14 protein-coding genes are annotated in these 19,569 nt (G+C 72.4%); 7 read left to right on the top strand and 7 right to left on the bottom strand.

The annotated features are described in order from the left end of the window. Positions 1-254 precede the first annotated feature (254 nt). The 4 genes from ACRYR9_RS16285 to ACRYR9_RS16300 all read right to left on the bottom strand — a co-directional run bounded on the left by ACRYR9_RS16285 (position 255) and on the right by ACRYR9_RS16300 (position 3,806). The gene (locus ACRYR9_RS16285) at positions 255-923 is read right to left on the bottom strand and encodes a nucleoside/nucleotide kinase family protein (RefSeq protein WP_432493554.1); all 669 of its coding nucleotides are present in this window, start codon (positions 921-923) and stop codon (positions 255-257) included. A gap of 113 nt (positions 924-1,036) precedes the next feature. Then, positions 1,037-1,393 (bottom strand): YciI family protein, encoded by a 357-nt coding sequence (locus ACRYR9_RS16290; RefSeq protein WP_432493552.1) that lies wholly within the window; start codon positions 1,391-1,393, stop codon positions 1,037-1,039. Positions 1,394-1,729: 336 nt separating this feature from the next. Further along, the gene (locus tag ACRYR9_RS16295; RefSeq protein WP_432493550.1) at positions 1,730-2,515 is read right to left on the bottom strand and encodes a hypothetical protein; all 786 of its coding nucleotides are present in this window, start codon (positions 2,513-2,515) and stop codon (positions 1,730-1,732) included. A gap of 409 nt (positions 2,516-2,924) precedes the next feature. Next, positions 2,925-3,806, bottom strand: a complete 882-nt coding sequence (locus ACRYR9_RS16300) for a LysR family transcriptional regulator (protein ID WP_432493548.1) — start codon at positions 3,804-3,806, stop codon at positions 2,925-2,927. A gap of 92 nt (positions 3,807-3,898) precedes the next feature. On the opposite strand from ACRYR9_RS16300, the gene ACRYR9_RS16305 reads away from it, so the two are divergent. Further along, on the top strand, positions 3,899-4,615 hold the full coding sequence (locus ACRYR9_RS16305; protein ID WP_432493546.1) for an SDR family oxidoreductase: 717 nt from the start codon (positions 3,899-3,901) through the stop codon (positions 4,613-4,615). A 340-nt stretch (positions 4,616-4,955) separates the two neighbouring features. Here the strand turns inward: ACRYR9_RS16305 and ACRYR9_RS16310 are convergent, their stop codons facing one another. Next, entirely contained in the window at positions 4,956-5,573 is a 618-nt protein-coding gene (locus ACRYR9_RS16310) for a LysE/ArgO family amino acid transporter (RefSeq protein WP_432493558.1), read from the bottom strand. Between the two features lie 75 nt (positions 5,574-5,648). On the opposite strand from ACRYR9_RS16310, the gene ACRYR9_RS16315 reads away from it, so the two are divergent. Together ACRYR9_RS16315 and ACRYR9_RS16320 are read left to right on the top strand one after the other, a co-directional pair. Further along, positions 5,649-6,545, top strand: a complete 897-nt coding sequence (locus ACRYR9_RS16315) for a LysR family transcriptional regulator ArgP (RefSeq protein WP_432493544.1) — start codon at positions 5,649-5,651, stop codon at positions 6,543-6,545. Positions 6,546-6,838: 293 nt separating this feature from the next. Next, a complete protein-coding gene (locus ACRYR9_RS16320; protein ID WP_459077414.1) occupies positions 6,839-8,134 on the top strand; it encodes an IS110 family RNA-guided transposase in 1,296 nt (431 codons plus the stop codon). Between the two features lie 265 nt (positions 8,135-8,399). Here ACRYR9_RS16320 and ACRYR9_RS16325 read toward each other — a convergent pair whose 3' ends face one another. Next, a complete protein-coding gene (locus ACRYR9_RS16325) occupies positions 8,400-9,233 on the bottom strand; it encodes a carbon-nitrogen hydrolase family protein (protein WP_432493540.1) in 834 nt (277 codons plus the stop codon). A gap of 55 nt (positions 9,234-9,288) precedes the next feature. Next, positions 9,289-11,853 carry an alpha-glucan family phosphorylase gene (gene glgP / locus ACRYR9_RS16330; RefSeq protein ID WP_432493538.1) on the bottom strand — a complete coding sequence of 855 codons (2,565 nt, stop codon included), beginning with the start codon at positions 11,851-11,853 and terminating at the stop codon, positions 9,289-9,291. Positions 11,854-11,976: 123 nt separating this feature from the next. On the opposite strand from glgP, the gene ACRYR9_RS16335 reads away from it, so the two are divergent. From ACRYR9_RS16335 to glgB, 4 genes are read left to right on the top strand one after another with little or no spacing between them, the layout of a single operon-like run. Beyond that, entirely contained in the window at positions 11,977-14,076 is a 2,100-nt protein-coding gene (locus ACRYR9_RS16335) for an alpha-1,4-glucan--maltose-1-phosphate maltosyltransferase (protein ID WP_432493536.1), read from the top strand. A gap of 1 nt (position 14,077) precedes the next feature. After that, positions 14,078-15,874 (top strand): maltose alpha-D-glucosyltransferase, encoded by a 1,797-nt coding sequence (gene treS, locus ACRYR9_RS16340; RefSeq protein WP_432493534.1) that lies wholly within the window; start codon positions 14,078-14,080, stop codon positions 15,872-15,874. Further along, positions 15,871-17,274: a maltokinase N-terminal cap-like domain-containing protein gene (locus ACRYR9_RS16345; RefSeq protein WP_432493532.1), complete on the top strand. Its 1,404-nt coding sequence runs from the start codon at positions 15,871-15,873 to the stop codon at positions 17,272-17,274. Before treS ends, ACRYR9_RS16345 begins: the two co-directional genes overlap by 4 nt. A 59-nt stretch (positions 17,275-17,333) precedes the next feature. Next, complete coding sequence (glgB, locus tag ACRYR9_RS16350) at positions 17,334-19,523, top strand: 1,4-alpha-glucan branching protein GlgB (RefSeq protein WP_432493530.1); 2,190 nt, start codon at positions 17,334-17,336, stop codon at positions 19,521-19,523. The last annotated feature ends 46 nt before the right edge of the window (positions 19,524-19,569 follow it).

Here is a 19,569-nt window from a genome sequence, read left to right on the forward strand (position 1 = left end):
TCGCCTGCACGGCGAGCTCGGGATGGTCCCGCCGATCGAGTACCAGGCCCGATTCGACACCACTGCCGAGGTCGTCGCCGCGGCCTGAGCGTTGCTTCACACCCTCCATCAAACCCGGGCCTTGACAGGCGGCGACCACTACGACGAGCCGGTCACGCAGGCGAAGGTCGAGGGCACCTGCTGAGCGAGGTGCACGTGCAGCGCGGGATGACCGTGAGGTCGGCAGACGTGTACTGGCTCGCCGGAGTGCCCGGTCAGCGCAGCGAGACCGGCCGGGTCAGGTCGTTGTTGTCCACGACGTGGGTGGCCTGCAGCTGCGGTGCGGCTTCACGCACGTACAGCTGCTGGCCTTCAACGTAGCGGCGGTTGGAAGCGTCAGCAGGGTCGGGCGAGCCGGAGCCGTCCCGGGCGACGCAGCGCTGCAAGGTGGTGGCCCGGTCGACCTCCAGCCACAGCGACCACGTCCAGTACCCGCGCAGCTCGGGCCGGTGCAGGAAGATCCCGTCGACGATCAGGATGGTGTCGGGCACGGCCTGCTGCTGTTCGGCGAGGTCGGCGGTGTCGGTGCGGGCGTCGAAGACGTGGGTGCGGTGGCGGCCGTGGCCGCGGGGGGCGAAGGGGTCGAGCAGCTGCTCCTGGAAGGCGGTCAGGTCGTAGGAGTCGCGGTAGAAGCCCTCGGGGTCGCGGGATCCGCGGGCGTGGCGCAGGGCGCGAGGGTGGTGGAAGCCGTCGATGGAGGCGTGGACCACCGTGCGCCCTCGGGCGCGCAGGGCGGTGGTGAGCTCACCGGCGAGGACGCTCTTGCCGGCTCCGTCGACGCCGTCGATGCCGATGCGGACGTAGGGGTCGGCGGGTAGAGCGTCGACCTCGGCGGCGAGCTGCTCGAGCAGGGCCTGACGGGGCGGGTTGGCCGGTGACTGCACCTGCGGGAGTCTGCCCCGTGGCTCGGCAGTGCGGTGGTTGCACCATCACCGCGGGATGAGCGTGTGGTCGGACCACCGCCGACGGTGCCTGCCGACGTCGGTCGCCTCGACCGCTACGCGCCCACGCGCTCGACGACCCCACCGCTGTGCACCGGACGCACCCCGACGCCGCCGCCCTCGCGGAGCACGGGGTTGGTGCCGGCGATGGCCAGGGCCGCGTCCAGGTCGGGCGCCTCGATGACGTAGAAGCCGGCGACGACCTGCTGGGAGTCGATGAACGGTCCCTTGGTGACCGAGCCCGCCCGCAGGGATGTCGCCATCTCCCGCGGCGTCAGCGCGTAGGCCGTGAGCATCGAGTCCGCGGCCGCGAGTTCGTCGGCGTGCTGGTCGCACGAGGCGGTGTCGGCCGCCGTGGCGTCCGGCGCGTGAGCGGAGTCGTCGGCGTAGACCAGGACGGCGTACTGAGCCACGGCGGCTCTCCTTCCAGGGGGCTGACTCACTCCTGCCAGTCCTACCGCTGCTATCCGACAACGCCTCGACGCACCCCGCCCTGGGGGAGGCGGGGCCGTCCATGACGCCTGCGCAGCCCTCAAGATCAACGCTCGCGCTTCGACATGTCAGGACGTCGCCGCCTGCCCATGATCGCATCCGGTGCGCGGGATGACCGTGACGTCGCGCGCAGCGCGGGATGACCGTGCGTCCCGAACCGCCACATCACGGGAAGATCAGCTGCGCTTCCGCCTCAGCCGGGGAGTCTTCATGTGTGACGCGGCCAGGGTGACAGTGCCCGTTGCGGCGGCCTGGCCTCACTCGCGTGCTGGCGGAACCTCGACCTGCGCGGCGACACCGTGGTCCCGCAGTTCCAACAAGACCGGATCGATCTGAGGTCCCTCGTCCGGCCCGTCTGTCGTGACGCTGAACGACGTGACGAATCCGGAAGCCGGGTCGACCTCCACGATTCCCGAAACGGTTCGCGAGGCGGATCCGGAGGACAGGCCGGGTTGGAGGCGGTCCAGGGTGAGCCGCACCATCTCGCGCCGCTGCGGGTGGGCGTCGTCCACGAGCTGGGACAGGTCGAGGTCCACTCGGTACCGGCCCGGGGCATCGTCCGGTTCCGCGCTCGTCACCGCCGCGAGCCAGTGAAAGGTGGCGGCGACGCTTCCCAGGAGCGGGTCGACCTCCATCGTCAGGCGGGTGGCGTCCGCGCGTGAGCTGGTCCAGCGCCCCTGTTCGTCCTGGGTGGGTGGCCCGTCGAGGAGGATCATCGACAACGTGCCGGCCTTCGGGACGAGGAGGGCGTGCGCCGTCATCTCCTCGGGTGTGCTCTGGCCGGGCAGCGCTATGAGCCCGTCGAGCACGAGGACCCCGTCGCCGGCAGGAGGTGGAGGCGAGGGGGATGTCGTGGTGACCGTGGTCATCGTCGCCGCCCCTGTCGTCAGGTCCGTGTGTCCGTACGCCGACGTGTGGACCGGACCCTCCACCGGGGTGCGCCAGGAGTAGCGCGCGGTGGCGGTCGCGAGGGTGCGTGCGTGCGCGTCCAGAACGACGCGCAACGGGTGAGCAGGCTCGACGTCCGTCATGTCGTGGTGCACCCGATCACGCTATCCGCCGTAGCCCCTGGGGCTCGACGGTGAACGTGCGGAGCCTGCTTACAGAGGCGGTGGCGACGGGCTTGGCGCGGGCGATCACCGGCTCCTGCGCAGCCGGCCCGGACCCGGCAGGGATGCGTCGAGGCAGGTCACCTCTCGGACCCGCCTCACCGTCCTCGGTCGGTGCTCTTCGTGCCTAGAAGGCTCCGCCCGGAATTCTGTGTCCGTTCCACGGCGGAGGTGTTGCGTTGACCGCCTGAGCCCGCAACCGTTTTCAAGACGGCGACCGCGCCCGGAAGGCGGCGTGAGCGCGCGTCTGAACGAGAGCTGGACCGCGACTCCGGTAGGTACGAGCTGCCGACCGACTCACCCGGCTCACGCGTACGGACACCGTGTTCGGCGAGCAGGTCGATCAAGGCAGCATCGGCGTCGTCGCGTCGGAGGCACTGACGTGGGCGGCGGTGCGGACCAAGGAGGCGACCGCAGAGGAGCGGCTGGTGGCCGGCCAGGCGAGCACCGTGGTGATCCGCGTGGCGTCAGGGACGGGCACTGCGACGTGGTCGGGCCACTGCCAGGCGCGGGCGGAGGCGGGGATGACCAGCAGCGCCTTGCCGAGGGCTACCAGCTGGGCGAGCTGGGACTGGGTGCGCACCTCGGGTCCAGGCCCGGCGGGGTAGGTCCCGTCCAGCCGAGGCCAGCGCGCCATCGGCAGGTCCGGCACGTTGCTGACCTGGGCCAAGGTCAGCTGCTCGTGCGCGGCCAGAGGATGATCCGCGGGCAGGAGGGCGACTTGACCCTCGGTGAGCAGGTCCTCGGCGTCCAGGCCGGTCAGGTCGTCCACCGGGCGGTGCATGATCGCTGCGTCGGCGCGCCCTTGGTGCAGCAGGTGCGCCTGCTCGCCGACCTCACACAGCAGGACCTCCACCGGCAGGGGTACGGGGTGGCCCTCCACCGCGTCCAAGAGGCGCTGGAGCACCTCGTGGGAGGCGCCGGCCTTGGCGGCGAGCACCAGCGGACGCTCGGCAGTGCCCGCACGCCGGGTCCGGCGCGCGGCGGCCGCGACCGCATCCAGGGCCGAACGGGCCTCGTCCAGCAGCACCGCCCCGGCCTCGGTCAGCACCGTGCCCCGGCGGTCGCGCTCGAGCAGGCGAACGCCGAGCCGGTGCTCCAGCCGGCGGACCGCCCGTGACAGCGGCGGTTGGGCGATGCCGAGGCGCTCCGCGGCGCGCCCGAAGTGCAACTCCTCTGCCACGGCGACGAAGTAGCGCAGCTCGCGCGTTTCCAGCTCGACCATGGACGCAGTCTAGATGTTGATACTTCCTGGGTATCACGAATGAGTCGGATGGTCTTGGACGTCGGCTGGGCCGAGCAGTGAACATCGCGAGCATGGACGAGACGAAGACCGCGCTGGTGACCGGCGCGAACAAGGGCATCGGATTCGCCATCGCCCAAGGGTTGGGAGCAGCCGGCTTCACCGTCGCGGTGGGGGCGCGCTCGAAGGTCCGGCGCGAGGAGGCGGTGCAGCGCCTGCGTGCCGCGGGCATCGATGCCTTCGGGGTGGCTCTGGACGTCACGTCCGAGGACAGCGCCGCCGTGGCGGCGGCGGCCGTCGAGGACAGGACCGGACGCCTTGACGTTCTGGTCAACAACGCCGGCATCTCCGGGCGCACGGACGGTGGCGCGCAGGACCCCACCACGCTGAACCTCGACGTCGTGCGCACCGTCTTGGACACCAACGTCTTCGGGGTGGTGCGGGTGACCAACGCGATGCTGCCGCTGCTGCTGCGTGCGCCCTCCCCGCGCATCGTGAACATGTCCAGCAACATGGGCTCCCTGGCCCTGCAGACCGGTCCGCAGCTGGCCGCCTACGCGCCGTCGAAGTCGATGCTCAACAGCATCACCGCGCAGTACGCCCGCCGCCTGGCGGACACGAAAGTGATTGTCAACGCCGCGTGCCCCGGCTACGTCGCGACCGACTTCACCGGCTTCGCGGGAGAGCGCACGCCAGAGCACGGTGCCGCCATCGCTGTGCGGTTGGCGACCTTGCCCGATGACGGGCCACGCGGGGGCTTCTTCGACGATGGCGGTGTCGTCCCCTGGTGAGTGGACGCCCGCTCACCCACGGCCGTGGTCAAGGCGGACCTGGGAGTAGCGAGGACCCGCCAGACCAGCCCGGAGGTCAGCGGGCTGACCCCTGGCCTTCCGGACCGCAAGGCCGGCGAAGCACTGCCTGCGACCACTCGGTCATCGGCAAGTCCGTGAAGTCGCCGGCTGGCCCTGACCGCGCACTGTCCGCGGGATGACCGAGCGTCCCGCTCCGCGCCACGACCGCACGGACCACACCGTGATCAGCTGGTGTCGCGCAGGTCTGCAGGTCAGCTGCGACTGCAGCGGTGCCCTCCGTTCTGCACCCGCCCCCTGGTCACCGACCGCCAGGTCCGGCTCAGACGGTGCTCAGGAGCAAGGACGCGGCCAGGGTGAACATCACCAGTGCGATGAGCGCGTCCAGCACCTGCCAGGCGCGCGGCCGGGCGAACAGCGGGCGCAGCAGCGCCGCTCCGTAGCCCAGCGCGGTGAACCACAGCGCGCTGCCCAGGGCCGCCCCGGCGGCGAACCACCACTGCCGCCCGGGGTGGTTCTGCGCGATCGAGCCGAGCAGGACGACGGTGTCGAGGTAGACGTGCGGGTTCAGCCAGGTCAGAGCCAGCGCCGTGCCGACCGTGGCGGCCAGGGAGGCCGGCGCGCCACCGCCGCGCGGGTCCAGCGCCTGCGGGTGCAGCGCCCGGCGAGCGGCCAGCACGCCGTAGGCGGCCAGGAAGGCCGCACCGGCGAAGCGCACCACGTCCAGCACACCGGGCGCACTGCGCACGACGGCGCCGGCACCGGCCACCCCGGCGGCGATGAGCACCGCGTCGGAGAGCACGCACACCAGCACCACCGCGCCGGTGCGCTGAGCGAGCAGGCCCTGGCGCAGCACGAAGGCGTTCTGCGAGCCGATGGCCACGATCAACGACAGGCCCAGGGCGAGACCGGAGAGGGCAGCGAGGAGGGCGGGCGGCAGCACCGGGCGACCGTAAGCATCCCTCAGACGAGGAGGGAAGCTAACTCTTCTGCACCATCGTTAGCATCGCTGTTCATGGATGTGGACCTCGCCCACCTGCGCGCGTTGAGCGCTGCGGTCTCCGAGGGCACCCTCGAGGCGGCCGCCCGCGCTTTGCACGTGACGCCCTCGGCGGTCAGCCAGCGGCTGCGTGCTCTGGAGGTGGCCACCGGCCGGGTGCTGCTGGTGCGCAGCAAGCCGGTGCGGGTCACCGAGTCCGGCGAGGTGCTGCTTCGCCTGGCCCGTCAGGTCGAGCTGCTGGCCGACGAGACCCTCGCCGAGCTGGACGCCGGCTCCGGGCAGCACCAGAGCCTGCCGATCGCCGTCAACGCCGACTCCCTGGGTACGTGGGTGCTGCCCGCGCTGGCTCCACTGTCCGCCGCACCGGCGGGAGCCGGACCGTGCTTCGACCTGCACCGCGACGACGAGGCGCACACCGCGGGCCTGCTGCGCGCGGGCACGGTGGTGGCCGCCATCACCACCGACCCCGACCCCGTGGCCGGCTGCACGGTGACCCGGCTGGGCGCAATGCGCTACCGGCCGATGGCGGCGCCCGCCTTCGCCCGGCGCTGGTTCCCCGAGGGGGTCACACCCGAGGCGCTGGGCGCAGCTCCCGTGGTGCTCTTCGACCGCAAGGACGACCTGCAGCACCGCTACCTGCGTCAGCGCCTGCCCGCTCCGGCGCACCCGCCAGTGCACCACGTGCCCTCCACCGCCGACTTCCTGACCGCCGTCCGCCTGGGCATGGGCTGGGGCATGCTGCCCGAGCTGCAGGCCCACCCCGTCCAGGACGGCGACCACGTCCTGGACGTCGACCCATCCGGCGCGATCGACGTCGCGCTGTACTGGCAGCAGTGGAAGCTGCGCTCCCCAGCGCTGGATCGCGTCGCGCAAGCGGTCATCCAGGCCGCCCGCACCTGCTTGGTGCAGTGACCCCCCCCCCCCCCATCACGACCGACCCACGACGACGCCTCTTCCCAGGCGCGGTCATCGACTACTTGTTGACTTCCTTCACGGCCCGAGCCCGGCCAGGCTGGAGCCGAGGTGCCCGGCGTGACGCTCCCTTATCGACTGTCCACCCGCTCATGGGTGTGGCTCTGTCTTGGCGTGTGGAGCGTCGGGCACCGCTGGCGGGGAGTGGCTCAAGAGAGGCTTGTGCGATCCATCCCCAAGTAGTGCTGCCCACCCCGCCGAGGAACTGCAACCTCGAGGAAGAGCAGGCAGTGATGGCAACCAGCAGGAAGCCCGTGATCATCGGCGTCGACCCCCACAAACGGTCGGTGACCATCGAGGTCATCGACCAGCGCGAACAGGTGCTGCACGTCGAGCGCTTCGCCACCGACACCGCCGGCTACCGCGCCCTGCGTCACAGGACGCGGGTCTGGTCGCAGCGGACGTGGGCGGTCGAAGGTGCCGGTGGAGTCGGCAAGCTCCCCCGCAAGCGGGAGGTGCCCCCATGCGCCCAGCGCCTGGTCGCCGAGGGCGAGACGGTGATCGACGTGCCGACGAAGCTGTCGGCGCAGGTCCGCGTCTTCAATACCGGCCAGGGCCGCAAAACCGACGCCACCGATGCGCACTCCATCGCTTTGGCCGCTTCACGCTCGGGGAAGCTGCGGGCGGTCGAAGTTGACGGTGAGCACGTCGCGTTGCGTCTGCTGGCCGATCGCCGCGATGAGCTGGGGGTCCGCAAGACCGAGACGGCCAATCGGATCCACCGCTTGTTGGGTGAGTTGATCGGCGGCGGCGCTAAGCGGTTCCTGTCTGCAGCGCAGGCCAAGACGATCCTGGCCGGCATCCGACCACGCGATGTCGTGGCCCGGACCCGACGGCAGCTGGCGGCGGAGTTGATCGCCGAACTGGCGGCGGTGGAGGCGAAGATCAAAGTCGCGAACCAGCAGCTGAAGATGCTCGTCGTCGACTCCGGGTCGCACCTGATGGAGTTGAGCGGCATCGGCCCATCCAGTGCCGCGCGGTTGCTGGGTGACGTCGGCGACATCGCGCGGTTCCCGACCCGGGGACACTTCGCGTCTTGGAACGGGACCGCGCCCATCGATGCCTCCAGCGGCGACAACGAGCACCACCGGTTGTCGCGGTCGGGCAATCGGCGCTTGAACCGGGTGCTGCACATCATGGCGATCGTGCAGTTGCGCAACCCGACCGCGGGGCGGGCCTACTTCGACCGCAAGCGCGCCGAAGGCAAGTCGGCCATGGAGGCGCTGCGCTGCCTGAAGCGGCGGCTCCCCGATGCGGTCTATCGGCAGATGGTGGCTGACGCGCAGGCCACCAAGCAGGCCGCTTCGCCGCCCTCCGAGCCCGAGGAGGTTCGGGTTATCGACCTGGTGTCGGTCGCTGCGGAGCAGCCGCCGGCGACGGGCCCGGGAGGACAAGCGGGGGCGTCTACTGGCTCCAGCGCGGCCGACTCGGACCCCGATGCTGGCTCTTTGGAGAAGTCACTTCCCGGACTCGCCGCCACCAGCATCGCGACCCCTCGCCTTGCCTGCAAGGGGCGCCTCTTGACATAGAGAGGCGCCAAGACCGCGAGGTCTTGTCCCGTCGTGATCGCGCATGGGATGCGTCGTTTCCGTGCGCTCGAACCTGCGGCGGACAGCGGTGCTGCAGATGGGGGCGGACACGCCGAGGCGGGCCGTCACCCCTCGGTCGTGTCGGCGACGGTGTGCAGCGAAACCGCCCCCACCCGTGGTGATCTTGCATGGTTGAGTCCTCAATCGTGCAAGATCACCGCGGGAGGGAACGTCACGACATCGACACGACCGCGGAGTCGCCCCCTCACGATCCGCAGGGCACAACCCAGCTCCCCGGGCCCTCGGGACGTCCCGGTCCCGCCGCCCGCCCGACCGGCACCGTGACGACGAGGAGCTCCTCGGCCCGCTCGCCGTAGGAGCCCTGGGCCAGCACCTCGCCGTCGGGGCCGACGGCGAGGGAGCACCCGATGCAGCGCCAGCCGTCCCAGTCGCCGCCGACCACGGGCCCGACGTTGCTGACGCCGACGACGGACATCCGGTGGGCCCGGGCGAGGGCGCCGTAGGACTCCCGCCACATCGCGCCGTAGGGCTCGGCGTGGTCGTCGTGGTCCGGCGGGACCGCCCACGCCGACGGGGAGAGGACCAACTGGGCGCCCATGAGCCCGAGGGAGTGCCCCAGGGCGAGCGAGCTGGGCGAGTTGTCCGCGCAGATGTCCAGCCCCACCACGCCGAACGGCGTCTCAGCCACGCCGAGGGTCGAGCCCGTCGAGTACAGGCGCCGCGCGAAGTCCAGCTCGTTGACCTTGCGGTGGTGCAGCAGCAGCTCGCCCCGGTCGGACACCAGCACCGCGGAGTTGTGGATCCGCTCCCCCGACCTCTCGACCAGGCCGGCGGCGAGCACGACGCCGTTGCCCGCCGCCAGGCCGGCGAGGACACCGGTGACCGGCCCGGGCACGGTCGTGGCCCGCGTGCGGGCGCTCTCGTGCGTCCACCCCAGGTCCAGGCACTCGGGCAGCACGACGACGTCGCACCCCGACAGCGCCGCCCGGCGCACCGCCTCGCCGGCGCGGGCGAGGTTGGCCTCGCGCTCGCCGGGTTCCACCAGCACCTGGGCCATGCCCGCGCGGACGTCGCTCACCCGTCCCCTCCCTGCAGGAGCGTCACGACCGGCCCGGCCGGGCACCCGGTGCGCTTCAGGCGTTCGCCACCAGTCCCAGCTCGGCCGGCGTGGCCAAGCCCTCGTGCCGTGGCAGCACCCGCACGGTGTACCCGAAGGGACCGGTCTGCCGCAGGGCGACCTGCCCCTCGTAGCGGTGCCGGCCGTCGCCGAAGTCCTCCGCGTGCCGCAGCGGCACCACCCCGGAGGGGCGCAGCTCGTCGGACTCGCTGACGCGTCCGTGCACGACCTGCACCTCGACGTCGGCGGGGGCCAGGGACCCCAGCGACACGAAGCCGCGCACGTGCAGCACGTCGCCGACCTGCGCGGAGTCGCCCACGCCGGAGGACTCCACGTGGTCCACGCGCACCCCCGCCCACGCGCCGCGCACCTCGCCCTTCCAGCGCGCCAGCTCCCTGGCGGCCGCGGCGGACGAGGCCGTCGCGGCCCGGCCCGCGTGGGCCGCGGGCACGTACAGCTGCTGCACGTAGTCGGTGACCATGCGGCTGGCCAGCACCTTGGGGCCCAGCGAGGCCAGGGTGTGGCGCACCATCTCCAGCCACCTCGCCGGCAGCCCGCGCTCGTCGCGGTCGTAGAACCTCGCGGCCACGGAGTTCTCCACGAGGTCGTACAGCGCCGCGGCCTCCAGGTCGTCGCGGTGCTCGGGGTCCTCCACGCCGTCGGCGGTGGGGATCGCCCAGCCGTTGCCGCCGTCGTACCACTCGTCCCACCAGCCGTCGAGGATCGACAGGTTCAGGCCGCCGTTGAGCGCGGCCTTCATGCCGGAGGTGCCGCACGCCTCGAACGGGCGCAGCGGGTTGTTCAGCCACACGTCGCAGCCGGGGTACAGCGACAGCGCCATGGTGATGTCGTAGTTGGGCAGGAACACGATGCGGTGGCGCACCGCCGGGTCGTCGGCGAAGCGCACCATCTGCTGGATGAGGCGCTTGCCGGTCTCGTCGGCCGGGTGCGACTTGCCGGCGATGACCAGCTGCACCGGCCGCTGCGGGTGCAGCAGCAGCGCCCGCAGCCGCTCGGGGTCGCGCAGCATGAGGGTCAGCCGCTTGTAGGTGGGCACGCGGCGGGCGAAGCCGATGGTCAGCACGTCGGGGTCCAGGACGTCGCGGGTCCAGGCCAGTTCGGCCTCGGTGGCCCCGCGCTGCAGCCAGGACAGCCGCAGCCGGCGGCGCGCGTCCTCCACGAGCCGGCCGCGCAGCACGCGGCGCGTGCGCCAGATCTCCTCGTCGGGGACCTGGTCGACCTTCTCGAAACCCTGCCCCTCGCGCGTCAGCTGCGGGCCGATGTAGCGCTCGCCCATGCGCAGCACCTCCGGCGCCACCCAGGTGGGCGCGTGCACGCCGTTGGTGATGGAGCTGATCGGCACCTCGGGCGCGTCGAAGCCCGGCCACAGCCCGTCGAACATGCCGCGGCTGACGGCGCCGTGCAGCCGGGAGACGCCGTTGGCGCGCTGGGCCAGGCGCAGGCCCATCACGGCCATGTTGAACACGCCCGGGTCCCCGCCCTCGTAGTCCTCCGAGCCCAGGGCCAGCACGCGCTCCACAGGCACCCCGGGCAGCGGGTTGCCCGGCCCGAAGTACAGCTCGATCTGGTCGCGGCCGAAGCGGTCGATGCCGGCGGGCACGGGGGTGTGCGTGGTGAACACCGTGGCGGCGCGCACCGCCTCCAGCGCCTCCTCGAAGCTCAGGCCGCGCTCGACGTGCTCGCGGATGCGCTCCACGCCCAGGAAACCGGCGTGCCCCTCGTTGGTGTGGTAGACCTCCGGCTCGGGCGCACCGGTCAGCCGCGACCACAGCCGCAGCGCCCGCACCCCGCCCACTCCGCACAGCAGTTCCTGCTGCAGGCGGTGCTCGCCGCCGCCGCCGTAGAGGCGGTCGGTCACCCCGCGCGCGGCGTCGTCGTTCTCCTCCACGTCGGAGTCCATCAGCAGCAGCGGGACGCGGCCCACCTGCGCCTTCCACACCTGCGCGGCCAGGCGGCGCCCGCCGGGCAGGTCCACGTGCACCTTCGCCGGGGTGCCGTCGGCCTCGCGCAGCAGCGCCAGCGGCAGGCCGTCGGGGTCCAGCACCGGGTAGGTCTCCTGCTGCCACCCGTCGCGCGAGAGGGACTGCTTGAAGTAGCCGGTGGCGTAGAACAGCCCCACGCCGACGATCGGCACGGCCAGGTCGCTGGCCGACTTCAGGTGGTCGCCGGCGAGGATGCCCAGGCCGCCGGAGTACTGCGGCAGCGCCCCGGTGATGCCGAACTCCATCGAGAAGTAGGCGATCGACGCGGGGGCGCCGGCGCCCAGGGAGGCGTACCAGCCGGGGCGCGAGAGGTAGGCCCTCAGGTCGGCGGCCGCCTCCTGCACCCGTCCGACGAAGTCCGCGTCGGCGGCCAGGGCCTCCAGCCGCTCCGTGCTCAGGGCGCCCAGCAGCGCGCCGGGCTCGCGGTGCACCGCCACCCAGGCCGCCGGGTCCATCGACTCGAACAGCTCCCGGGTGGGCTCGTGCCACGACCAGCGCAGGTTGCTGGCCAGCTCCCCCAGGGGGGCCAGCGGTTCAGGGAGCACGGTGCGGACGGTGAAGCGTCGGATGGCTCTCACGAACAGCGACAGTAGCCGCGCGGGCACGTCCGGGACAGGTCTCCCGCGCCGGGGAGCCCGGGGGCGCAGGAGGTCCTGCGTTCCCGCGCGACACCTCCGCCCGCCGTCGGTAGGTTGCCGGACGTGACGACGAAGGAGCAGCCGACGACGCGCGGGACCGGTGCCGCCACGACGCAGCGCCAGGGCTCGCCCGAGGTGACCACGACCCCGGCCGCCGGGAGCACCCGCCCGGTGGTCGGGCGCATCCCCGTCCTCGACGTCGCGCCCGCCGTGGACGCGGGCCGCTGGCCGTCCAAGGCGGTGGTCGGCGAACTCGTGCCGGTGACGGCCACGGTGTTCCGCGAGGGCCACGACGCCGTCGCCGCCACCGCCGTGCTGGTGCGCCCGGACGGCACCGACGGGCCCAGCGCGCGCATGACCCTGACCAACGCGGGCACCGACCGCTACGCGGCCGTGCTGTCCCCCGACGCCGAGGGGGACTGGGGGCTGCGGGTGGACGGCTGGTCCGACCCGTACGGCACCTGGGACCACGACGCCACCATCAAGGTCGGCGCCGGCGTGGACGTGGCGCTCATGCTGGAGGAGGGCGCCCGCCTGCTGGAGCGCGCCGCCGGGGCGCCCGGCCGCGACGAGGAGGGCGCGCAGGTGCTGCGCGCCGCCGTGGACCGGTTGCGCGACACCTCGCTGGGAGACGCCGAGCGGCTGGCCGCGGGCACCTCCGAGCAGGTGCGCACCGCGCTGGACCGGCTGCCCGTGCGGGAGATGGTCTCCCCCTCCCCCACCCTGCCGCTGCGCGTGGAGCGGCGGCTGGCGGCCTTCAGCAGCTGGTACGAGTTCTTCCCGCGCTCGGAGGGGGCGTACTTCGACGACGAGGCGGGCCGCTGGGTCTCGGGCACCTTCCGCACCGCCGCGGAGCGGCTGCCGGCCATCGCGGACATGGGCTTCGACATCGCCTACCTCGTCCCGGTCCACCCCATCGGGACGACCAACCGCAAGGGCCCGAACAACACGCTGAACGCAGGCCCGCTGGACCCGGGCTCGCCCTACGCGATCGGGGCGGCCGATGGTGGTCACGACGCCCTGCACCCGGAGCTGGGCACCTTCGAGGACTTCGACTTCTTCGTGGCCCGGGCGAAGGAGCTGGGCCTGGAGGTGGCCCTGGACCTGGCGCTGCAGTGCTCCCCGGACCACCCGTGGGTCACCGAGCACCCCGAGTGGTTCACCACCCGCGCCGACGGCACCATCGCCTACGCGGAGAACCCGCCGAAGAAGTACCAGGACATCTACCCGCTGAACTTCGACAACGACCCCGAGGGCATCTACGCCGAGGTCAAGCGGGTCGTGGACGTGTGGATCTCGCACGGCGTCACCTGCTTCCGGGTGGACAACCCGCACACCAAGCCGGTGGAGTTCTGGGAGTGGCTCATCGGCGAGGTGAATCGCGAGCACCCCGAGGTGGTGTGGCTCTCGGAGGCCTTCACCAAGCCGGCGATGATGAACACGCTGGCGAAGGTCGGGTTCCAGCAGTCCTACTCCTACTTCGCCTGGCGCAACGCCGGCTGGGAGATCCGCGAGTACCTCGAGCAGCTCACGACCGAGTCGGCGCACTACATGCGCCCCAGCTTCTGGCCCACCACGCACGACATCCTCACGCCCACCATGCAGTACGGCGGCCCGCCGGTCTTCAAGCTGCGCGCGGTGCTGGCGGCCCTGCTGAGCCCGTCGTGGGGCATCTACTCCGGCTACGAGCTGGTGGAGCACGCCGCCCGGCCCGGCGCCGAGGAGCAGCTGGACAACGAGAAGTACCAGTTCCGCCCGCGGGACTGGGCGCGCGCGGAGCGCGAGGGCTGGAGCCTGGCGCCCTACCTCAAGCGCCTGAACGAGGTGCGCCGCGCCCACCCGGCGCTGCAGGAGCTGCGAGGCACGGTGTTCCACCCCTGCGACGACGAGAACGTCCTGGCCTTCTCCCGCCGCCGCGTCGCGCTGGACGGGACGGAGGACCTCGTCCTGGTGGTGGTGAACCTGGACCCGCACGCCACCCGCGAGACGACCGTGCACCTGGACATGGCCGCGCTGGGCCGGCAGTGGTGGGAGCGCTTCCCCGTCCGCGACGAGCTGACCGGCGCCACCTACGAGTGGGGCGAGCACGACTACGTGCGTCTGGACCCGTACGTCCAGCCCGCGCACGTCTTCCACGTCCTGCCGCACGGGGCGGGTGGCTGACGTGGACAACCTCCACATCGCGCGGCCCGGCCTGAAGAACGACCCGCAGTGGTACAAGACCGCCGTCTTCTACGAGGCCCTGGTCCGCGCCTTCTCCGACTCCAACGGCTCGGGCACCGGGGACTTCTCCGGCCTGACCGACCGGCTGGACTACCTGCAGTGGCTCGGCGTGGACTGCCTGTGGCTGCCCCCGTTCTTCGCCTCCCCGCTGCGCGACGGCGGGTACGACATCGCCGACTACAACGCGGTGCTGCCGGAGTTCGGCACCCTGCCCGACTTCCAGCGCCTGGTGACCGAGGCCCACCAGCGCGGCATCCGCATCATCATCGACCTGGTGATGAACCACACCAGCGACCAGCACCCGTGGTTCCAGGCCAGCCGCTCCGACCCCGACGGGCCCTACGGGGACTTCTACGTCTGGAGCGACACCGACGAGAAGTACGCCGACGCGCGCATCATCTTCGTCGACACCGAGACGTCGAACTGGACGTTCGACCCGGTGCGCCGGCAGTACTTCTGGCACCGCTTCTTCTCGCACCAGCCGGACCTGAACTTCGACAACCCGGCCGTCGAGGAGGCGATGTTCGACACCGTCCGCTTCTGGATGGACATGGGCATCGACGGCTTCCGCCTCGACGCGGTCCCGTACCTCTACGAGGAGGAGGGCACCAACGGGGAGAACCTGCCCGCGACCCACCAGTTCCTCAAGCGGCTGCGCAAGATGGTCGACGACGAGTACCCCGGCCGGGTGCTGCTGGCCGAGGCGAACCAGTGGCCCTTCGACGTGGTGGAGTACTTCGGCACCGAGGAGGAGCCGGAGTGCCACATGTGCTTCCACTTCCCCGTCATGCCGCGCCTGTACTACGCGATGCGCGAGGGCAAGGCCACCCCGATCATCGACATCCTCTCCGCGACCCCGGAGATCCCCGTCTCCAGCGGCCAGTGGGGCACCTTCCTGCGCAACCACGACGAGCTGACGCTGGAGATGGTCACCACCGAGGAGCGCGCCGCCATGTACGGCTGGTACGCCCCGGACCCGCGCATGCGCGCGAACATCGGCATCCGCCGCCGCCTGGCGCCGCTGCTGGACAACTCCCGGCCCGAGATCGAGCTCATCCACGCGCTCGTGCTGTCGCTGCCGGGCAGCCCGTGCCTGTACTACGGCGACGAGATCGGCATGGGCGACAACATCTGGCTGGACGACCGCGACGCGGTGCGCACCCCGATGCAGTGGACTCCGGACCGCAACGCCGGCTTCTCCTCCGCCGACCCCGGCAAGCTGTACCTGCCGACCATCCAGTCGCTGGTCTACAACTACCAGGCCGTCAACGTGGAGGCGCAGCTCGCGACCTCCAGCTCGCTGCTGCACTGGGTGCGCGACGTCCTGGCCGTGCGCCGGGCGCACCCCGCGTTCGGGCTGGGCCGCTACGTGCCGCTGACCCCGCGCCACCCGGAGAGCACCGAGGACGGGCTGAGCCCCGCGGACGCCTCCCTGGAGGCCGCGGTCGGCGCGGCGCCGCTGCGCCCGGAGGAGGGGTACTGCAGCAACGACGCCGTCCTGGCCTACCTGCGGGTGCTGGAGGACACCCAGGAGCAGGAGGGCGAGACGGTGCTGTGCGTCAACAACCTCTCCGACCACGCGCAGTCGGCGGTGCTGCGCATGCCCGGTCAGGCCGGCGCGAGCGTGCGCGACCTGTTCGGCGGCTCCGCCTTCCCCGCCGTCGACGCCGAGGGCGGCCTGACCGTCACCGTCGGCCCGCGCGGCTTCTACTGGCTCAAGCTCGGAGGTGGCTCGTGACCGGCCCGGTGACCACCGACCCCGCCTCGGACGCGGCGCTCGGCAGCCTGCTCGTGGAGTGGGCCCCGCAGCAGCGCTGGTTCGCGCACAAGGGCGCCTCCGTGCGCCTGGAGCGGCTGGAGCGGACCCCCCTGGACGAGGGCGGTGTCGCCCAGCTCGTCGCGCTCACCGTGCGCACCGGCCCCGACGAGGACGCCACCAGCACCGTCTACTCCGTGCCGCTGACCGTGCGCCACGCCCCCGACGACTCCCTCGCCCCCGCGCTCGTGGGGCACCTGCCCGACGTGGACGGCGCGGAGGCGTGGGTGTACGACGGCCCCCACGACCCCACCTTCACCCGCGCGCTGCTGACCCTGGTCGCCGGCGAGGAGGGCGCCGGGTCGGCGTCCTTCGGCGTGCACGGCACCAGCGCCGACGGCGGCCTGCCCGTGCCCGAGGGGGCGCGCACCAAGGTGCTCGGCGGGGAGCAGTCCAACACCTCCATCGTCGTGTCCGCGCCGCAGGGCTCGCAGCAGACGCCCCTCATCGCCAAGGTGTTCCGCGTCCTGAACGCCGGGGACAACCCCGACGTGGTCGTCCAGACCGCGCTGGCCGGCGCCGGCTGCGAGCGCGTGCCCCGCCCGGCCGGGTGGGTCGACGGGCAGTGGACCGCGCCGGACGGCAGCACGGCCCACGGGCACCTCGCCCACCTGACGGAGTTCCTCGCCGGCTCGCAGGACGCCTGGCGCGTCGCCACGGCCGCCGTGGCCGCCGACCGCGGCTTCAGCGCCGAGGCGGGGGAACTGGGCGCCGCCACCGCCGAGGTGCACGCCGTCCTGGCCCGCGAACTGCCGACCGAACCCGCCACCCCCGAGCGGCTGGGGGTGCTGGCCGACGGGCTGGCCGCCCGCGTGGCGTGGGCGTGCGCCGCGGTGCCGCAGCTGCGCGAGTTCGCCGCCGCCGCCGGTGAGCGCGTCGACGCGGTCCGCCGGGTCGCCGGCGCTCCCGACCTGCAGCGCGTGCACGGCGACTACCACCTCGGGCAGGTGCTGCGCTCGGCCGAGCGCGGCTGGGTGCTGCTGGACTTCGAGGGCGAGCCGCTGCGCCCGCTGGCCGAGCGCAGCGTGCCCGACCTGGCCCTGCGCGACGTGGCGGGCATGCTGCGCTCCTTCGACTACGCCGCCGCCACCGGCCCCGACCCGGCGGCCGCGGGGCGCTGGGCCGCCGCCTGCCGCGAGGCGTTCCTGGCCGCCTACGCCGCCGGCACCGGTGTCGACCCGCGCGAGGAGGGTTCGGCGGCGGCCACCCTGCTGGCGGCCCTGGAGCTGGACAAGGCCCTCTACGAGGTCGTCTACGAGGTCCGCAACCGCCCCGACTGGTCGCACATCCCGCTGGGCGCCGTCCGGCGCCTGACGTCCTGACAGCAGGTGCCGCCCGCGTCGACGCGCGGGACACCCCCATCGACCGGAGACTGGAGCCCATGTCGAGCGAAGCTGCCACCCCCCGCCCCGTGGACGCGGACGACCTCGCCAAGGTCGCCACCGGGTCCCACTGGTCGCCGCACTCGGTGCTCGGCGCGCACCCGCACGACGGCGGCGTGACCTACCGCACCCTGAAGCCGTTCGCCTCGGCCGTGACGGTCCTGACCGCCGACGGCGGTCGCGTCGGCCTGGTCCACGAGCACGACGGCGTGTGGGCGGGGGTGCACCCCGGCGGCGAGGTCGGCGACTACCGCCTGGAGGTGACGTACCCCGACGGCGAACCGCAGGTGGTCGACGACCCCTACCGCTTCCTGCCCAGCGTCGGCGAGGTCGACCTGCACCTGATCGGTGAGGGCCGCCACGAGCAGCTGTGGGACGTCCTGGGCGCGCACGTGCGCCAGTGGCAGGGCCCCATGGGCCCGGTGGACGGCACGGCCTTCGCCGTGTGGGCGCCCAACGCGCAGGCCGTGCGGGTCGTGGGCGACCACAACCACTGGAACGGGCGCACCGAGTCGATGCGCTCGCTGGGTTCCTCCGGCGTGTGGGAGCTGTTCGTGCCCGGCGTCGGCGCCGGCTCGCGCTACAAGTTCGAGATCCTCGGGCAGGACGGGCACTGGCGGCAGAAGGCCGACCCCATGGCCCAGGCCACCGAGGTGGCCCCGGCCACCGCGTCCGTCGTCGCCGAGTCCGGCTACGAGTGGAGCGACGCGGACTGGCTGGCGAAGCGCGCCGCGAGCGACCCGCACGCCGGGCCCATCTCGATCTACGAGGTCCACCTGGGCTCCTGGCGGCAGGGGCTGGGGTACCGGGAGCTGGCCGAGGAGCTCACGGCGTACGTCTCGGCGGCCGGGTTCACCCACGTGGAGTTCCTGCCCGTCATGGAGCACCCCTTCGGCGGGTCCTGGGGCTACCAGGTGACGTCCTACTTCGCGCCCACGTCCCGGTGGGGTTCGCCCGACGAGCTGCGGTACCTCATCGACCGCCTGCACCAGGCCGGCATCGGCGTCATCATCGACTGGGTGCCCGGGCACTTCCCCAAGGACGAGTTCGCCCTGGCGCGCTTCGACGGCACCGCGCTGTACGAGCACCCCGACCCGCGGCGCGGCGAGCAGATGGACTGGGGCACGTACGTCTTCGACTTCGGCCGCAGCGAGGTGCGCAACTTCCTCGTGGCGTCCGGGCTGTACTGGCTCGAGGAGTTCCACGCCGACGGCCTGCGCGTGGACGCGGTGGCCTCGATGCTGTACCTGGACTACTCCCGCGAGGAGGGCCAGTGGCTGCCCAACCAGTACGGCGGGCGGGAGAACCTGGAGGCCATCAGCTTCCTGCAGGAGGCCAACGCCACCGCCTACAAGCGCACCCCCGGCATCATGATGATCGCCGAGGAGTCCACGGCGTTCCCCGGCGTCACCGCCGCCACCAGCGGCGGCGGCCTCGGCTTCGGCCTGAAGTGGAACATGGGCTGGATGCACGACTCCCTGCAGTACGTCTCCCAGGACCCCGTGCACCGGCAGTACCACCACGGCGAGCTGACGTTCAGCCTCGTGTACGCCTTCAGCGAGAAGTTCTGCCTGCCCATCTCCCACGACGAGGTGGTGCACGGCAAGGGCTCGCTGCTGCGCAAGATGCCCGGCGACCGCTGGCAGCAGCTCGCCAACGTGCGCGCCTACCTGGCGTACATGTGGTCCCACCCCGGCAAGCAGCTGCTGTTCATGGGCGCCGAGCTGGGCCAGGAGGCCGAGTGGTCCGAGGCCCGCTCGCTGGACTGGTGGCTGCTGGACACCCCCTGGCACAAGGGCCTGCACGACCTCGTCACCGAGCTCAACGCCGTCTACAAGGCCCACCCGGAGCTGTGGGAGCAGGACTTCAGCCCCGAGGGCTTCGAGTGGATCGACGGGGGCGACAACCAGCGCAACCTGATCTCCTACGTGCGCCGCTCCACCGACGGCCGCCCCATGGCCGTGGTCGTGAACTTCTCCGGCAGCCCCTACGAGGACTTCCGCGTCGGGCTGCCGCAGCCGGGCCGCTGGAAGGAGGTCCTGAACACCGACGCCGAGCGCTTCGGCGGTTCCGGCGTGGTGAACACCGGCACGATCGTGGCCGACGGGCCGGCGTGGAACAGCCAGCAGCAGTCCGCCGCGCTGCGCGTGCCGCCGCTGGGCGCCGTCTGGCTGGTGCCGCAGGACTGACCCGCGCCCCACTCACGACGACGGCCGGCCACCCGCGCGGGTGGCC

Source organism: Kineococcus auxinigenes (assembly GCF_050871525.1).
Lineage (GTDB): Bacteria > Actinomycetota > Actinomycetes > Actinomycetales > Kineococcaceae > Kineococcus.